At 71.5% G+C, this 16,584-nt stretch carries 15 protein-coding genes; 10 read left to right on the top strand and 5 right to left on the bottom strand.

Annotated features, from left to right (window positions below; all coding sequences use genetic code 11):
- Positions 1-35: 35 nt before the first annotated feature.
- The 8 genes from OG448_RS15810 to OG448_RS15775 all read left to right on the top strand — a co-directional run bounded on the left by OG448_RS15810 (position 36) and on the right by OG448_RS15775 (position 8,878).
- Positions 36-776, top strand: a complete 741-nt coding sequence (locus tag OG448_RS15810; protein ID WP_405554479.1) for a YcnI family protein — start codon at positions 36-38, stop codon at positions 774-776.
- Between the two features lie 89 nt (positions 777-865).
- The gene (locus OG448_RS15805; RefSeq protein WP_405554477.1) at positions 866-1,531 is read left to right on the top strand and encodes an SCO family protein; all 666 of its coding nucleotides are present in this window, start codon (positions 866-868) and stop codon (positions 1,529-1,531) included.
- Complete coding sequence (locus tag OG448_RS15800; RefSeq protein ID WP_405554476.1) at positions 1,528-1,980, top strand: copper chaperone PCu(A)C; 453 nt, start codon at positions 1,528-1,530, stop codon at positions 1,978-1,980. Before OG448_RS15805 ends, OG448_RS15800 begins: the two co-directional genes overlap by 4 nt.
- 13 nt (positions 1,981-1,993) lie before the next feature.
- Positions 1,994-4,036: a copper resistance CopC/CopD family protein gene (locus OG448_RS15795; protein WP_405554474.1), complete on the top strand. Its 2,043-nt coding sequence runs from the start codon at positions 1,994-1,996 to the stop codon at positions 4,034-4,036.
- An 8-nt stretch (positions 4,037-4,044) separates the two neighbouring features.
- Entirely contained in the window at positions 4,045-5,322 is a 1,278-nt protein-coding gene (efeB, locus tag OG448_RS15790) for an iron uptake transporter deferrochelatase/peroxidase subunit (RefSeq protein ID WP_405554472.1), read from the top strand.
- A gap of 111 nt (positions 5,323-5,433) precedes the next feature.
- A complete protein-coding gene (gene pheA, locus OG448_RS15785; protein WP_405554470.1) occupies positions 5,434-6,366 on the top strand; it encodes a prephenate dehydratase in 933 nt (310 codons plus the stop codon).
- Positions 6,367-6,800: 434 nt separating this feature from the next.
- Complete coding sequence (gene serS, locus OG448_RS15780) at positions 6,801-8,078, top strand: serine--tRNA ligase (protein WP_405554468.1); 1,278 nt, start codon at positions 6,801-6,803, stop codon at positions 8,076-8,078.
- Entirely contained in the window at positions 8,075-8,878 is an 804-nt protein-coding gene (locus OG448_RS15775; RefSeq protein WP_405554467.1) for an HAD family hydrolase, read from the top strand. Before serS ends, OG448_RS15775 begins: the two co-directional genes overlap by 4 nt.
- A 308-nt stretch (positions 8,879-9,186) precedes the next feature.
- Here OG448_RS15775 and OG448_RS15770 read toward each other — a convergent pair whose 3' ends face one another.
- Genes OG448_RS15770 through OG448_RS15755 form a run of 4 tightly spaced genes read right to left on the bottom strand, consistent with a single transcriptional unit; the run spans position 9,187 to position 12,694 of the window.
- A complete protein-coding gene (locus OG448_RS15770; protein WP_031179129.1) occupies positions 9,187-9,906 on the bottom strand; it encodes an ABC transporter permease subunit in 720 nt (239 codons plus the stop codon).
- A 10-nt stretch (positions 9,907-9,916) separates the two neighbouring features.
- Entirely contained in the window at positions 9,917-10,828 is a 912-nt protein-coding gene (locus OG448_RS15765; RefSeq protein ID WP_405554465.1) for an ABC transporter ATP-binding protein, read from the bottom strand.
- On the bottom strand, positions 10,825-11,742 hold the full coding sequence (locus OG448_RS15760) for an ABC transporter permease subunit (protein ID WP_405554464.1): 918 nt from the start codon (positions 11,740-11,742) through the stop codon (positions 10,825-10,827). The genes OG448_RS15765 and OG448_RS15760 overlap by 4 nt, the downstream gene beginning before the upstream one ends.
- Entirely contained in the window at positions 11,732-12,694 is a 963-nt protein-coding gene (locus tag OG448_RS15755; protein WP_030806183.1) for an ABC transporter ATP-binding protein, read from the bottom strand. Before OG448_RS15755 ends, OG448_RS15760 begins: the two co-directional genes overlap by 11 nt.
- A gap of 285 nt (positions 12,695-12,979) precedes the next feature.
- Here OG448_RS15755 and OG448_RS15750 point away from each other — a divergent pair, with 285 nt between their 5' ends.
- Both OG448_RS15750 and OG448_RS15745 read left to right on the top strand, forming a co-directional pair.
- Positions 12,980-14,737 (top strand): SDR family oxidoreductase, encoded by a 1,758-nt coding sequence (locus OG448_RS15750; RefSeq protein ID WP_405554462.1) that lies wholly within the window; start codon positions 12,980-12,982, stop codon positions 14,735-14,737.
- 285 nt (positions 14,738-15,022) lie between these two features.
- A complete protein-coding gene (locus OG448_RS15745) occupies positions 15,023-15,571 on the top strand; it encodes an RNA 2'-phosphotransferase (RefSeq protein WP_405554460.1) in 549 nt (182 codons plus the stop codon).
- A 13-nt stretch (positions 15,572-15,584) separates the two neighbouring features.
- Here the strand turns inward: OG448_RS15745 and OG448_RS15740 are convergent, their stop codons facing one another.
- Positions 15,585-16,487, bottom strand: coding sequence for an LLM class flavin-dependent oxidoreductase (locus OG448_RS15740; protein WP_405554458.1), 903 nt, complete (start codon positions 16,485-16,487; stop codon positions 15,585-15,587).
- Positions 16,488-16,584: the final 97 nt, after the last annotated feature.

Below are 16,584 nucleotides of genomic sequence, written 5' to 3'. Positions count from 1 at the left end.
CACCGGATCTCGCTCAAGAGCGGAGTTTCCCCAGCATGCAGATCTCCCGTACCGCCTCCCGTGTCACCGCCGCCGTCGCCGTGGCGGGCGCGACCGTCCTCGCCGTGTCGGTGCCCGCCTTCGCGCACGTCAGCGTGCAGCCGGAGGGCACCGCGGCCAAGGGCGGCTACGCCACCGTCGACTTCAAGGTGCCCAACGAGCGCGACAACGCCTCCACCACCAAGGTCGAGGTCAACCTCCCCGCCGACCACCCGCTGGCCTCCGTCATGCCGCAGCCGGTGCCGGGCTGGAACGTGAAGGTGACCAAGTCCAAGCTGGACAAGCCGCTGACCATGCACGGCGAGAAGATCGGCGAGGCCGTCACCAAGGTCACCTGGACCGCCGACGGCAAGGGCATCCAGCCCGGCTACTTCCAGAAGTTCCCGCTCTCGCTGGGCGCGCTGCCCGAGGACACCGACCAGCTCGTCTTCAAGGCGATCCAGACGTACTCCAACAAGGAGGTCGTCCGCTGGATCGAGGTGCCGCAGGAGGGCCAGGACGAGCCGGAGAACCCGGCCCCGACGCTGGCGCTGTCCGCCGCGACCGACGACCACCACGGCACGGCGGCCGCCGCCGGTGACGACGACGCCAAGGGCGGCGACGAGAACGACGCCCACCAGGAGGCGGCCGCCGACAGCACCGACAACACCGCCCGTGTGCTGGGCATCGTCGGCATCGTGATCGGCGTCGCGGGCGTGGCCTACGGCGTCCTCGCGGGCCGCCGCCGCACCGCCTGACCTCATCTCATCCGCGCGCACCGGGGCCGTGCCCGCCCGGTACGGCCCCGGTGCGCGCGGGAGTTCTCGACCCCCTGGGACATCTCTCCATGCTTTCTCCGCGCAAGAAGACCCTGGCCGCGGCCGCGCTGCTGGCCGCCGCCGCCTTCACCCTGTCCGCCTGCGGCAGCGGTGACGACTCCGCCTCCTCGCCCGTCTCCGTGGTCTCCGAGGAGGGCGGCTCCGACAAGGCCGCCACCGTCCTCGACCAGCCCTTCGCCAAGCCCGGCCTGGTCCTCACCGACACCCACGACAAGAAGTACGACCTGCGGGCCGAGACCAAGGGCCACCCGACGCTCGTCTACTTCGGCTACACCCACTGCCCCGACGTGTGCCCCACGACGATGAGCAACATCGCCGTCGCCATGAAGGCGCTCCCCAAGGCGGAGCAGGACGACCTGCGCGTCGTCTTCGTCACCACCGACCCCGGCCGCGACACCCCCGCCGAGCTGGGCACCTGGCTCAAGAGCATCGACCCGCGCTTCACCGGCCTGACCGGTGACTTCTCCACCATCCAGGCGGGCGCCCGCTCGCTCGGCATCTCCGTGGAGCCGACCAGCAAGGACAAGAACGGCAAGACCGTCTCCGTCCACGGCACCCAGGTCATCGCCTTCTCCCCGAAGACCGACGGCGGCTACGTCCTCTACGGCGAGGAGGCCACCGTCGACGACTGGACCAAGGACCTGCCCAAGCTCGTGCGCGGGGCGAAGCCGTGAAGCGAGCCGCACTGCCCGTCACCGCCCTCGCCGCCGCCCTCGTTCTCGCGGGCTGCGGCTCCGGACCGGGGTCCGGCGAGCCCGAGCTGTCGGTGAGCGCCACCTACATGCCCCAGCCGGTCGCCGCCGACATGGCCGCGGGCTTCCTCACCGTCACCAACAAGGGCGGCGAGCAGGACGAGCTGACCTCGGTCAGCAGCGACATCGGCAAGGTCACCATGCACAGCACCAGCGGCGGCACCATGGCCGAGCGCACCTCCTTCGCGGTGCCCGCCCACGGCCGGCTCGTCTTCAGGAGCGGCGGCAACCACCTGATGTTCGAGCAGCTCAAGCAGAAGCCGCGCCAGGGCCAGACCGTCACCCTGAAGCTGGGCTTCGCCAGGTCCGGTCCGCTCACCGTCGAGATGCCGGTGCGGTCCGCCACGTACAACCCGTCGACCGGACACTGAGGGAGGGACCACCTTGACGCGGACCATCACCCCCCGGCTGCGCACCCTGGTACTGCTGCTCCTCGCCGTCACCGGCGCGCTGTTCGCGGGTGCCGCACCCGCCTCCGCGCACGCCGCGCTGACCGGCAGCGACCCCGCGCAGGGAGTGGTGGTCGACCGGGCGCCCACGCAGATCTCGCTCACCTTCTCCGAGCAGGTGGCGATGGGCGACAACTCGCTGCGCGTCCTCGACCCCAAGGGCAAGCCGGTCCAGTCCGGCAAGCCCGCCAACGTCAGCGGCACCACCTACGCGGTCCGACTGCACGCCGGGCTGGCCGACGGCACCTACACCGTCGCCTACCAGGTCGTCTCGGCCGACAGCCACCCCGTCGCCGGGGCCTACACCTTCTCCATCGGCGCGCCCTCGCGCACCGTCGTCTCCGACACGGGGGCAGGAGCGGGCGGTGGCGCCGTGGGCTGGCTGTACGCCGTCGGCCGGTACCTGTCCTACGCGGGCTTCATCGTGCTGGCCGGCGGCGCCGCCTTCGTGCTGGCCTGCTGGCGGCAGGGCGCGGGGGTACGCCCGCTCCAGCGGCTCGTGGTCGGGGGGTGGCTGACGCTCACCGCGGCCACGCTGGGGTTGTTGCTTCTGCGGGGCTCGTACACCTCGTCGGGCAGGCTCGGGGACGTCTTCGACCTCGATCTGCTCGGGCAGGTGCTCCAGACCAAGACCGGGGCCGCGCTGGTGTCCCGGCTGCTGCTGCTCGCCGCCGCCGCGCTGTTCGTGGCGGTGCTCTTCGGGGCCTACGCGCGGCGGGAAGAGGAGGAGGGCGCCGACGAGGACGCGGCTGCCGAACGCCGTGACCTGGGCTTCGGGCTCGCCATCGGCGGGATCGTCGTCGCGGCCGGGCTCGCGGCGAGCTGGGCGATGGCCGAGCACGCGTCCACCGGGCTCCAGCCGGGTATCGCCATGCCGGTCGACATCGTGCATCTGCTCGCCGTCGCCTGCTGGTTCGGCGGGCTGACCGCGCTGCTCGTCGCCCTGTACCGGGCACCCGCCGACACCCCGCTCGGCACCGACGCCGTCCGCCGCTTCTCCCGCCTCGCCTTCGGCTCGGTCCTCGCCCTGGTCGCGACGGGCGTCTACCAGTCCTGGCGCCAGCTCGGCTCCTGGTCGGCCTTCACCGACACCCGGTACGGGCAGTTGCTGCTGGTCAAGCTGGGGCTTGTGGCGGTCATGGTCGGGCTGGCGTGGATCTCGCGGCGGTGGACGGGGCGGTTGGCGGAACCGGTGACGGTGGCTGGGCCCGAGGAGGAGACGGCACAGGTGCCGACGGCGGCCACCGTGCCGACCGGGGCTGCCACCGCCGAGGCCGGTGGAGCGGGGCAGACCGGGACGGGGGAGGCTGCCGTGGCGGTCACCGAGCCGTCCGGCACCGAGGCCGGAGAAGCCCGGCCGACCGCCGAGGACGAGGCTCCCGCCGACCCCGCCGACCCCGGCCGGGCCGCGCAGCTCGCGCGGCAGCGGGTCGCCGTCGAGGCCGCGCGGCGCAAGCGGTTGCGGGACGCCGATCCGAGCCGGGCCGGACTGCGCCGCTCGGTGCTCGCCGAGGCGGGCGTCGCCATCGTGCTGCTCGCGGTGACCACCGCGCTCACCCAGACCGAGCCCGGCCGCACCGAGCAGGAGGCCAGGGCGGCCACCGCCCCGGCCGCGAGTTCCCCGGCCGACACCTCCGGCGCCCTCACCCTGGACATGCCCTTCGACACGGGCGGCAAGAACGGCAAGGGTCTGGTCCGGATCGACCTCGACCCCGCCCGCGTCGGCGCCAACGAGATGCATCTGTACGTCCAGCGGCCCGACGGCCGTCCGTACGACATCCCCGAGGTGAAGGTCGCCCTCACCCTGAAGGCGAAGAAGATCGGTCCGCTCCCGGTGGCCCCGGAACACGTCACCACCGGCCACTGGGCGGCGAGCGGTGTCCAGCTCCCCATGGCAGGAGACTGGGAGGTCGCCGTCACCGTACGGACCTCCGACATCGACCAGGTGACCGTCTCCAAGAACGCGCAGATCGGCTGAACCGCACCATGCCCGACCCGTCAGTCCCCCAGGCCCGCACTCCGGAAGCCCAGAAGCCCGCCCCCGAGCAGGTCCGGGGCGTCTCCCGGCGCACCCTGCTCGGCACCGCCGGGGCCACCGGCCTCGTGCTCGGCGCGGCGGGCGGCGCCCTGGGCTACGCCGCCGCGCCCGCCCCGGCCACACCGCTCACTTCGATCGGTACGGACCGCGCGATGTTTCACGGGAAACATCAGCCCGGCATCACCGACGCGCTCCAGGCCCACGGCCACCTCGTCGCCTTCGATCTGAAGGCGGGCGCGGGCCGCAAGGAGGCGGCGGCCCTGCTGCGCCGCTGGTCGGCGGCGGCCGAGCGGCTGATGGCCGGCGAGGCGGCTCCGCACGAGGACACCGACGTGGCCCGCGACGCCGGGCCCTCCTCGCTGACCGTCACCTTCGGCTTCGGGCACAGCTTCTTCGCCCGCACCGGCCTGGAGAAGCAGCGGCCGACCGCGCTGGACCCGCTGCCCGACTTCTCCGCCGACCACCTCGACAAGAAGCGCGGCGAGGGCGATCTCTGGGTACAGATCGGCGCCAATGACGCGCTGGTCGCCTTCCACGCGCTGCGCACGCTGCAGAAGGAGGCGGGCGACACGGCCCGCGTCCGCTGGCAGATGAACGGCTTCAACCGCTCCCCGGGCACCACCGCGCACGCCATGACCACGCGCAACCTGATGGGCCAGATCGACGGCACCCGCAACCCCAAGCCCGCCGAGCCGGACTTCGACCGGCGGATCTTCGTGCCCGCCTCGGGCGAGCCCGCCTGGATGGCGAACGGCTCCTACGCCGTCGTCCGCCGCATCCGCATGCTTCTCGACGACTGGGAGAAGCTGGCGCGCCCGGCGCAGGAGGCGGTGATCGGCCGCCGCAAGTCGGACGGCGGCCCGCTGTCCGGCGGCGACGAGACCACGCCGATGGACCTGGAGAAGGCGGACGCGCAGGGCGAGTACGTCGTCCCGCTCAACGCGCACGCCCGGATCACCCGGCCCGACCAGAACGGCGGGGCGGCGATGCTGCGGCGCCCGTTCTCCTTCCACGACGGCTTCGATGCGGACGGCACCCCCAACGCCGGGCTGCTGTTCATCTGCTGGCAGGCCGACCCGCTGCGCGGCTTCGTACCGGTGCAGCGCAAGCTCGACCGGGGCGACGCGCTGTCGCGGTACCTGCGGCACGAGGCGAGCGGGCTGTTCGCGGTACCGGGCGGCGCGGCGCAGGGTGAGTACGTGGGGCAGCGGCTGCTGGAGGGCTGACCAGGCATTACGAGCGCCCACTTCGCAGGCGTCCGGGATCGAAACCACCCGGAAGGGTGGTTGCCGTGAGACGGTCGGGCCGGGTCGTCCCAGGGCCATTAGGGTGAGGGCATGCCAGCGAGCTACGCGTATCTCGGTCCCGAAGGCACCTTCACCGAAGTCGCCCTCCGCACTCTCCCGGAGGCCGCCACCCGCGAGCTGATCCCGTACGTCTCGGTGCAGTCCGCGCTGGACGCGGTGCGCACGGGCGAGGCGGAGGCAGCGTTCGTGCCGATCGAGAACTCGGTCGAGGGCGGGATCACCACCACCCTGGACGAGCTGGTCGCGGGCGAGCCGCTCACGATCTACCGCGAGGTGCTGCTGTCGATCACCTTCGCGCTGCTGGTCCGGCCGGGCACGAAGCTGGCCGACATCAAGACGGTCACCGCCCATCCCGCCGCCCAGCCACAGGTCCGCAACTGGTTGCGTGCCCACCTCCCGGACGCCCTGTGGGAATCGGCCGCCTCGAACGCGGACGGCGCCCGCCTGGTCCAGGAGGGCCGGTACGACGCGGCCTTCGCGGGCGAGTTCGCGGCGGCGCGGTACGGCCTGGTCCCGCTGGAGACCGACATCCACGACGCGGAGAACGCGCAGACCCGGTTCGTGCTGGTCGGCCGGCCCGCCCGGCCCGCCGCGCCGACCGGTGCCGACAAGACCTCTGTGGTGCTGTGGCAGCGGGACGACCACCCCGGCGCCCTGCGCGATCTGATCGACGAGTTCGCCACCCGTGGCATCAACCTGATGCTGCTCCAGTCCCGGCCGACCGGCGAGGGCATCGGAAACTACTGTTTCTGCGTGGACGCCGAGGGGCACATCTCCGACCGGCGGATGGCGGAGGCGCTGATGGGGCTGAAGCGGGTCTGTCTCCAGGTGCGATTCCTGGGTTCCTATCCGCGTGCCGACATCACGCCGGGCGGGGCGCGGCCCCTCCAGCCGGGTACGTCGGACCAGGAGTTCCTGGCCGCGTCCGACTGGGTGACCCGCTGCCAGGACGGCCGTTTCTAGCGGTCCTCGTTATCCACAGAAGTTATCCACAGGTCCGCTTCTCTACCTGGGGACAAGTCGACAACAAGGCCCATCCGGTCGACAAATCGGCCCACAGCCCTCAGGTGCATTCAGCCCAGCCTCGATCACCCTTCGTCCACCTGTTTCCATCGATTCAGCTTTTGGGGCGACCCCTTTCCACTCGAAAGTGGTCATCCAGGGAGTTTGAACCGGGAATTCCTCAGTCGACAACTCACTCGGAATGATCAATTCCGAAATCCACAGTCACTCCACACAGCCTGTGGATAACTTTCCCCAGGGTGTGCGTCCCTGTGGACGACGACGGACCCGACCCGCCCGCCAAGTACCCGCCCGCGCAAGGGAGTCCGGCCGGGCAGCGCCGCCCCGGGTATATGGGTCCCGGCCGGACTCCGCGCACCGGTAGCCTTGGGCCTGTGATTGACCTTCGCCTGCTTCGTGAGGACCCTGACCGTGCGCGCGCCTCCCAGCGCGCTCGTGGAGAGGACGTCGCGCTCGTCGACTCCCTCCTGTCTGCCGACGAACGGCGCAGGTCATCGGGTGTCCGCTTCGACGAGCTGCGCGCCGAGCAGAAGCAGCTCGGCAAGCTGATCCCCAAGGCCACCCCCGAAGAGCGGGCCGAGCTGCTCAGCCGTGCCGAGCAGCTCAAGGCCGACGTGAAGGCGGCCGACGCCGAGCGCGACGAGGCCGACGCGGAGACCCAGCGCCTGCTGCTCGGGCTCGGCAACCTCGTCCACCCCGCCGTGCCGGTCGGTGGCGAGGAGGACTTCGTCACCCTGGAGACGCACGGCGAGATCCGCGACTTCGACGCCGAGGGCTTCACGCCCAAGGACCACCTCGAACTCGGCCAGATCCTCGGCGCGATCGACACCGAGCGCGGCGCCAAGGTCTCCGGCTCCCGCTTCTACTTCCTCACCGGCGTCGGCGCCCTGCTGGAGCTGGCCCTGGTCAACGCGGCCATCGCACAGGCCACCGCCGCCGGCTTCACCCCGATGCTGACCCCGGCGCTGGTCCGCCCCCAGTCCATGGCGGGCACCGGCTTCCTCGGCCAGGCCGCGCAGGACGTGTACCACCTGGACAAGGACGACCTCTACCTGGTCGGCACCTCCGAGGTGGCGCTCGCCGCGTACCACATGGACGAGATCATCGACGCGGACCGGCTGCCGCTGCGCTACGCCGGTTTCTCCCCCTGCTTCCGCCGCGAGGCCGGGTCGCACGGCAAGGACACCCGCGGCATCTTCCGGGTCCACCAGTTCGACAAGGTGGAGATGTTCTCCTACGTCGCCCCGGAGGACTCCGAGGCCGAGCACCAGCGGCTGCTGGAGTGGGAGAAGCAGTGGCTGACCTCGCTGGAGCTGCCGTTCCGCGTGATCGACGTGGCCACCGGTGACCTGGGCTCCTCCGCCGCCCGCAAGTTCGACTGCGAGGCGTGGATTCCGACCCAGGGCAAGTACCGCGAGCTGACGTCCACCTCGGACTGCACCGAGTACCAGTCCCGCCGGCTCCAGATCCGGATGCGCGACGGCAAGCAGGTCCGCCCGCTGGCCACGCTCAACGGCACGCTGTGCGCCGTGCCGCGCACCATCGTGGCGATCCTGGAGAACCACCAGCAGCCCGACGGCTCGGTCCGTGTCCCCGAGGTCCTGCGCCCCTACCTGGGCGGACGGGAAGTCCTGGAGCCGGTCGCCAAGTGAGCAACCCCTTCCCCTACCGGCTGGTCGCCACCGATCTGGACGGCACGCTGCTGCGCGGCGACGAGACGATCTCGCCGCGCACCCGTGAGGCGCTGGCCGCCGCCACGGCCGCGGGCGCCGCGCACATCGTCGTCACCGGCCGCGCTGTCCCGTGGACCCGGCACATCCTGGACGACCTCGGTTACCAGGGCCTCGCCGTCTGCGGCCAGGGCGCCCAGGTCTACGACGCCGGACAGCACCGGCTGCTGACCTCGGTGACGCTGGACCGGCAGTTGGCGGGTGTGGCCCTGGCCAAGATCGAGGCCGAGGTGGGCCCGTTGTACCTGGCGGCGAGCCGGGACGGGCTGGACGGCGAGGTCATGGTGGGCCCCGGTTACGCGGTCACCGGCCGCCTGCCGGCCAAGGCGTTCACGGACGCGGCCGACCTGTGGGAAGCCCCGCTGAACAAGATCTACATCCAGCATCCGACGCTGTCCACGGACGAGCTGGCGGAGGCTGCCTCGCGCGCGGCGGGCGGTTTCGTCACCGTCGTCATGGCGGGCGAGGGCATCGTGGAGCTGCTGCCGCTCGGGCTGTCCAAGGCGACGGGTCTGTCGCTGGCGGCCCGGCGGCTGAAGCTGAAGGCGGCCGACACGATCGCCTTCGGCGACATGCCGAACGACGTGCCGATGTTCGCCTGGGCCGCGCACAGCGTGGCCATGGCCAACGCCCATGAGGAACTCAAGGCCGTGGCCGACGAGGTGACCGCCTCCAACGAGGAGGACGGCATCGCGCTGGTGCTGGAGCGGCTGCTCGGCTGAGAGGCAGGGCACGGCGGAACCCTGCCCTGCCTCACTGCCGGTTCTCCGGGTGGGCGGCCCACGCGAGAGCGACATCGCGTGCTCGAAGCGGCCGCCCCGGGCGGTCCCTGTGCGGGAGCGGGCTCGACGGCGGAGTAACCGCACCGGAGCCCACCCGGGACCGCCCTGACGGAAGCCGGACGTGACGTCGTCCGGCTCCGCTCCCGGTACGGGGGCGCGCCGGGCTCCGTGAACCCGGCGTCGGCTCCCCCACTGTGCCCCCGCCCGGAAGCCCGGCGCCAGCGAATTAACACCCGCCGCGAGGGCTGCTACTCCTCGCCCGCCAGGGTCAGGGCGCGCAGGCGCTGGCCCGCGTACCAGGTGGCGGCGACGGTGACCACGACCAGCAGGGCGGTGGCCGCGGGGAGGCCGACGTCGGAGGTGATCAGGTTGCTGCCGACCACCTTGTGCGCGACCGCGAGCGACCACTGCTGGACGCTCAGGGTGCGGGCGCCGGAGACCAGCGAACCGAACAGGGCCTCCCAGACCAGGGCGTAGACCAGGCCGAAGACCACCGCGTGCCGCGAGACCGTGCCGAGCAGCAGGAACAGCGCCGAGTAGGCGATGGACGCGACGAGCGCGGCGACCGTGTAGGCGACGGCGACCTGCTGGCCGTTGCCGTTGAGGATCAGGCCCGCGATCAGGGTGGGCAGCGCGGAGAACACCATGGTCACCGCGATGGCGACGATCAGCTTGGTGAAGATGATCGTCGGCCGCTTCAGCGGCTTGGACAGCAGATAGACCACGGAGCCGTCGTCGATCTCCGGCCCGATCGCACCGGTGCCCGCGATGACGCCGATGATCGGCACCATGGTGGCGAGCGCGAACCCGCCGAGCACGTCGGCGGCGACCTGGTCGTCGGCGCCGGTCAGCAGGCGTACGGCCACCGAGATCACGATGAGCAGCAGGGGCAGGGCGCCGAGGACGAGGGCCCTGCGGCGGCCGAGCAGGGCCCGGTAGGTGAGCCGGGCGACTGTGGGGTCGTACATCTTCGGCCTCCTACGCCGCGACGAGATACGAGAAGACGGACTCCAGGGACTCGTCCGAGGGCGAGACCGTGAGGAGCCGGATGCCCTGGTCACTGGCGACCTTGGGCAGCAGCGTGGTGAAGCGGCCGAAGTCGACGGCCTGGACGACCAGCCCGCCCTCGACGGCGTCGACCTCGATGCCCGCGGTGGACGGGTCGGCGATCAGGGCGGCCGCGAGGGCGCGGTCGTCACTGGAGCGGACCAGGTAGCGGTGCGGGCGGTCGGTCATCAGGCGGCGGATCTTGCGGAAGTCTCCGCTGGCCGCGTGCCGTCCGGCGACGACGACCTCGATGTGCCGGGCGAGCTGCTCGACCTCCTCCAGGATGTGCGAGGAGAACAGCACGGTGCGGCCCTCGTCGCCCATGGTGCGCAGCAGTTCCATCAACTGCAGCCGCTGGCGCGGGTCCATGCCGTTGAAGGGCTCGTCGAGCAGCAGCAGCGAGGGGTCGTGGACGAGCGCGGACGCCATCTTCACGCGCTGGCGCATGCCCTTGGAGTAGGTGGAGATCTTCCGGTCCTGGGCGTGCTCCATCTCCACCGTGGCCAGGGCGCGCTGGGCGGCCTTGGCACCGAGACCGTGCAACTCGGCGTTGGCGACGACGAACTCGCGGCCGGTGAGGAAGTCGTACATCGCCTCGCGCTCGGGGACGATGCCGATGTGCTTGTACACCGTCTCGTTGCGCCACACCGGCTGCCCGTCGAGGGTGACGGCGCCGGTGGAGGGGGCGAGGAAGCCGCCCATCATGTTGATCAGGGTGGACTTGCCGGCGCCGTTGGGGCCGAGGAGGCCCGTGACGCCGGGGCCGATGGTCATGGTGATGTCGTTGACGGCGACCACGTTGCCGAACCAGCGGGAGACGTGGTCGATCTGGAGCGTGGTCACAGGCCCACCTTCTTGTAGCGGCGCAGCAGTAGGCCGTAGCTCGCGGCGATCAGGCCGAGGACGACGATCAGGTAGACGAAGCCCTCGCCGGTGGACGGACCGACCCCGCCGGGGAACGACGACGTGCCGCCGAGCAGCGCCGACTGGACGCCGTCGATCAGCGTGACCGGGGAGAACAGCCCGATCCACGGCACCGAGTCGCTGTTGCCCTGGGAGTCGGCGATGGCCTGGAGGGTGGAGACGGCGCCGTAGGAGATGGTCATGACGGCGATGACGGCGGCGATACCGAAGCCGCGGCGCGGGGTGACGGCGGCGATGACCAGGCCGATCCCGGCGAACAGCAGGGAGAGCAGGACCACCGTGACGAGTCCCTCGCCGAACTTCTCGCTCTGGTGGGCCACGCCCATCTTGGCGAGCAGCGAGCCCACGAAGAGCACGAGCAGCGGGCCCCCGGTGAGGATGAACAGGGCCGAGGCGAGCGCCGCGAACTTGGCGAGCACGTAGTCGGCGGTCTCGATGGGCCGCGAGAAGTACAGCGGGACCGTCTTGAAGCGCAGGTCGCGGGAGACGGACTGCGGGGCCTGGGAGGCGACGAACAGGCTGATCACGGCCTGCATGATGATCGCGTACCGGCTGTAGGGGACCGGCAGGTCGTGCGCCTTGGTGGTCACCGCGACGGCGACCATGATGGCGGCGGGCACGCACATCACCGCGAACAGCAGCATCGGCAGCACCTTGGACTTCGCCGAGCGGCCGAGTCCGTAGGCGCCGCGCAGGGACTGCGAGTACAGCGAGCGCCGGGCGTAGGCACGGCCGAGGCGGGGGCCGTCGTAGCCCCGGTAGCCGATGTCGTGGATGCGGGACTGGTCGCCCGAGGGCGCCGGTGCCGTGGGGACGGGCTGGTCAACCGCCATGGCCGACTGCCTCCTTCCGCTGCTCGTCACGGGTGAACACCTCGGAGATGTGGTGGCGCCGCTGCTCCATCCGGACCAGGCCGAGGCCCAGTCCGGCGACGGTGTCGCGCACCAGGTCGTATGTCTCCTCGCCCTGCGCGGTGAGCAGCAGGATGTGGCCGGCGCCGGGCAGGCCGCCGCCGTCGTCGTGGGTGTCGATGCCGCGCGCGTGCAGCGCCTCGCGCAGGGCGCGGGTGCCGTCGGGGTGGGTGTCGCTGTCGGTGACCTCGATGGCGAGCGTGGTGGTGCTCTGGGTGAAGTCGGTGGTGGAGCTGGAGCGCAGCAGCTTGCCGCCGTCGACGACCACGACGTGGTCGCAGGTGCGCTCCAGCTCGCCCAGCAGGTGCGAGGTGACCAGGACCGAGATGCCGAAGTCGGTGTGGATGCGGCGGATCAGGCCGAGCATCTCGTCGCGGCCGACCGGGTCGAGGCCGTTGGTCGGCTCGTCCAGGAAGACCAGCCGGGGGTCGTGCACCAGCGCCTGGGCGAGCTTGACCCGCTGTTTCATGCCGGTCGAGTAGCCGCCGATGGGGCGGTAGCGCTCCTCGTACAGCCCGACGTGGCGCAGGGTGTCGGCGGTGCGCTCGCGGGCGGCGGTGGGCGGCAGACCGGACATGCGCGCCATGTGCACGACGAACTCGGTGGCCGAGACGTCGGGCGGCAGGCAGTCGTGCTCCGGCATGTAGCCGACGCGCTCGCGGATGGCGGCGCCTTCGGTCGCCACGTCGAGGCCGAGCACGGCGGCGCGGCCCTCGGTGGCGGGGGACAGACCCAGCAGGATCTTGATCAGGGTGGACTTGCCGGCGCCGTTGGCACCGACGAGTCCCGTCACACCGGGTCCGATGTCCACGGACAGCCGGTCGAGCGCGGTCACCCGGGGGAACCGCTTGCTCAGGCTCTCGGTCACGATCACAGTCACGTCCCCGACAGTAGTGACGTGGGGCACGCGGGTCGTCAGACCTCAGAGCCGTCTTGGGGTCCGTCTCGGGTAGTACGGGGCCCTAGGGGGTGGGGGCCCTAGGGGGGCCTTGTGGGGAGAAGACACGCCGGGCCGGTGATCCACCCCTGGGGGATCTCCCCTATTGACGCCACCTCTAACAACTGCCACATTCGCAGGGAGTCGCACGGGTGGCGTCGCACGGGGGGACGCCGAACGGGCGGCGCTGGACGGAGTCGGGCGGATGCGGGCGGAGGACAAGTGACGCTGAAGGACGCGCGTGAACGGCGGGTGCGCACCGGCGGGATCGAGCTGTGCGTGGCCGAACTGGGCGATCCCGAGCGCCCCACCGTCGTGCTGGTGCACGGCTACCCGGACAGCAAGGAGGTCTGGTCCGAGGTGGCCGCCCGCCTGGCGGACGACTTCCACGTGGTGCTCTACGACGTGCGGGGCCACGGCCGCTCCACCGCGCCCAAGCCGCTGCGCGGCGGTTTCACCCTGGCCAAGCTGACGGACGACTTCCTCGCGGTGGCCGACGCGGTGAGCCCGGCCCGGCCGGTGCACCTGGTCGGGCACGACTGGGGTTCGGTGCAGTCCTGGGAGTTCGTGACGGTCGGACGGACACGGGGCCGCATCGCCTCGTTCACCTCCATGTCGGGCCCCTCGCTGGACCACTTCGGCCACTGGATCGACGCCCGCCTGAAACGCCCGACCCCGCGCCGGGTGGGCCAGCTCCTCGGCCAGGGCGCCAAGTCCTGGTACGTGTACCTGCTGCACACGCCGGTGCTGCCGGAGCTGGCCTGGCGCGGGCCGCTGGGCAAACGGTGGCCGAAGCTGCTGGAGCGGGCGGAGAAGGTCCCGGCCGGCGACTATCCGACGGCCTCGCTGCCCTCGGACGCGGCCCACGGCGCCTGGCTCTACCGGGACAACGTCCGCCCCCGGCTGCGCCACCCCCGCCCGGACGCCGTCGCGCACGTGCCGGTGCAGCTCATCACCCCGCAGGGCGACGCGTTCCTCTCGGAGCGGCTCTACGACGACCTGGAGCAGTGGGTGCCCCGGCTGACCCGGCGCACGCTCCCGGCCAAGCACTGGGTGCCGCGCACCCGGCCCGACCAACTGGCGCGGTGGATCGAGGAGTTCGTGACCTCCGTGGAGCAGGGTGAGCCGGAGCCGTCTCGGGGTGGCGGGCGCCATGCCGACCGCTTCGGCGGGCAGTTGGCGCTGGTCACGGGTGCGGGAAGCGGCATCGGACGCGCGACGGCGCTGGCTCTCGCGGAGGCGGGGGCGCGGGTGGTGGCGGTCGACCGGGACGCCGCGACGGCTGCCCGTACCGCCGAACTGGCCCTGGCGGCCGGCGCGTCGGGCGCCTGGTCGGAGACGGTGGACGTCTCGGACGAGCAGGCCATGGAGAAGCTGGCCGAGCGCGTACACCGCGAGTACGGCGTGGTGGACCTGCTGGTCAACAACGCGGGCATCGGCATCTCCGGCTCCTTCTTCACCACGACGCCGGACGACTGGCGCAAGGTGCTGGACGTCAACTTGTGGGGTGTGATCCACGGTTGCCGTCTCTTCGGGGCCCGCATGGCGGAGCGGGGGCAGGGCGGCCACATCGTCAACATCGCTTCTGCGGCGGCCTTCCAGCCCTCACGGGCGCTTCCGGCGTACAGCACGTCGAAGGCGGCGGTGCTGATGCTGTCGGAATGCCTACGCGCCGAACTGGCCGGACGGGACATCGGAGTTACGGCCATCTGCCCGGGCATCGTCAACACCAACATCACGTCGACGACGCGCTTCACAGGGGTGGACGAGACCGAGGCGCGGCGGCGTCAGGAGCGGTCGTCCCGGCTGTACGGGAAGCGCAACTACGCGCCGGAGAAGGTCGCCAGGGCGATTCTGGACGCGGTGGCGGAGAACCGGGCCGTGGTGCCGGTGACTCCCGAGGCGCGGGGGGCGTACCTGCTGTCGCGGCTTCTGCCGGGGGCGCTGCGCAAAGTGGCGCGGGTGGAGCCGAAGTTGTGAGCCGGGGGTCCGCCGAGGGGCGCTCCATCTGCCGTGAACAGCCCCGAAGTTGATCAACCTGCCTGAAACGGGCGCCGGTTGTCCACAGAATCGTCAAAAAGGCTGTGGATAACGGGCATTGGCTGTGGATCAAACCTGCCTGCGTAAATGGGATGCGTGATCCGCGTCTCTCCAAGAGGCTGGAGAGACGCGGAAAACGGGCCGAAAACGCGGGGCAGCCCGAAGAGAGGGAGATACGACAAGCATCACATGAGAGAAACGGTAGAAATGGGTACATCAGAAGTGATGGACGACAGACGCACCGTAAAGGTGTCCAAGTACCTCTCGAAGCACCTGCGGCACCAGCCCGAGCGCATCGGACTCACCCTGGACCCGGCCGGCTGGGTGGAGATCGACACCCTGCTCGCCGCCGCGGCCGCCCATGGCTTCCCCATCAGCCGAGCCGAGCTGGACCATGTCGTGGCCGTCAACGACAAGCGGCGCTTCGCCGTGGAGGGCGGCAGAATCCGCGCCAGCCAGGGCCACAGCGTCGAGGTGGCGCTCGGCCTGCCCCCGGCCACCCCGCCGCCGTACCTGTACCACGGCACCGTCGCCCGCAGCCTGGACGCGATCCGCGCCGAGGGGCTGCGCGCCATGAACCGGCACGACGTCCATCTCTCGGCCGACCGCGAGACCGCGACCCGGGTGGGCGCCCGCCGTGGCCGGCCCGTGGTCCTCACCGTGGACGCGGGCGCCATGCACCGCGACGGCCATGTCTTCCACGTCAGCGCGAACGGCGTCTGGCTGACCGACGCCGTCCCGCCGCGCTATCTGCGGTTCTCCGAACCGCGCTGAGGTCCCCGGCCGCTCAGCCGAGCTGGGCGACGGCCTCGATGGCGATCTTCTCGAAGACGGCCTGGTCGGCCGCGAAGTCCGAGTCCGCGATGGGCCAGTGGATCACCATTTCGGTGATGCCCAGTGCCGCGTACCGGCCGGCGAAGTCCACGAACGCGTCGACGGACTCCAGCGGACGGGCACGGTCCGGGGTGAACCCGGTCAGCATGATCTTGTCCAGGCCGGCCACGTCCCGGCCGATCTCCGCGCACGCCTCGGTGAGCCGGCCGATCTGCCGCTCCACCGCCAGCACCGACTGCTCCGGCGTGCCGGTCTCGAACAGCTTCGGGTCGCCCGTGGTCACCCACGCCTGCCCGTACCGCGCGGCCAGCCGCAGCCCGCGCGGGCCCGTCGCCGCCACCGCGAACGGCAGCCGGGGCTCCTGCGCGCAGCCCGGAATGTTGCGGGCCTCGTGCGCCGAGTAGTGGTCGCCCGTGTACGACACCGCGTCCTCGGTCAGCAGCCGGTCCAGCAGCGTCACGAACTCCGCGAACCGGTCGGCCCGCTCACGCGGCGACCACGCGTCCTGTCCGAGCGCCGTCGCGTCGAACCCGGAGCCGCCCGCGCCGATGCCCAGGGTGACCCGGCCGCCGGAGATGTCGTCCAGGGAGATCAGTTCCTTGGCCAGCGTCACCGGGTGCCGGAAGTTCGGCGAGGTCACCAGTGTCCCCAGCCGCAGCCGCTCGGTCCCCCCCGCGGCGGCCGTCAGCGTCGGCAGCGCCCCGAACCACGGCCCGTCCCGGAACGACCGCCACGACAGATGGTCGTAGGTGTAGGCGGCGTGGAACCCGAGTTCCTCGGCCCGCTGCCATTTCGCCCTGCCCCCCTCGCTCCAGCGGTCGACGGGGAGGATCACGGTACTGAGACGAAGGGCCATGCCGACGAGCCTACGACGCCCGGATGGCCGCCCGGGACACGATCCTGAACGCATCTGACGTGTACTTGACCTCATCTGGGCTCAGTGGCGCACGATC

This window comes from Streptomyces sp. NBC_01171, assembly GCF_045039805.1.
Classification (GTDB): Bacteria; Actinomycetota; Actinomycetes; order Streptomycetales; family Streptomycetaceae; genus Streptomyces.
The sequence above is the reverse complement of the archived record's forward strand: the minus strand, read 5'-3'. Positions and strand labels throughout refer to the sequence as shown.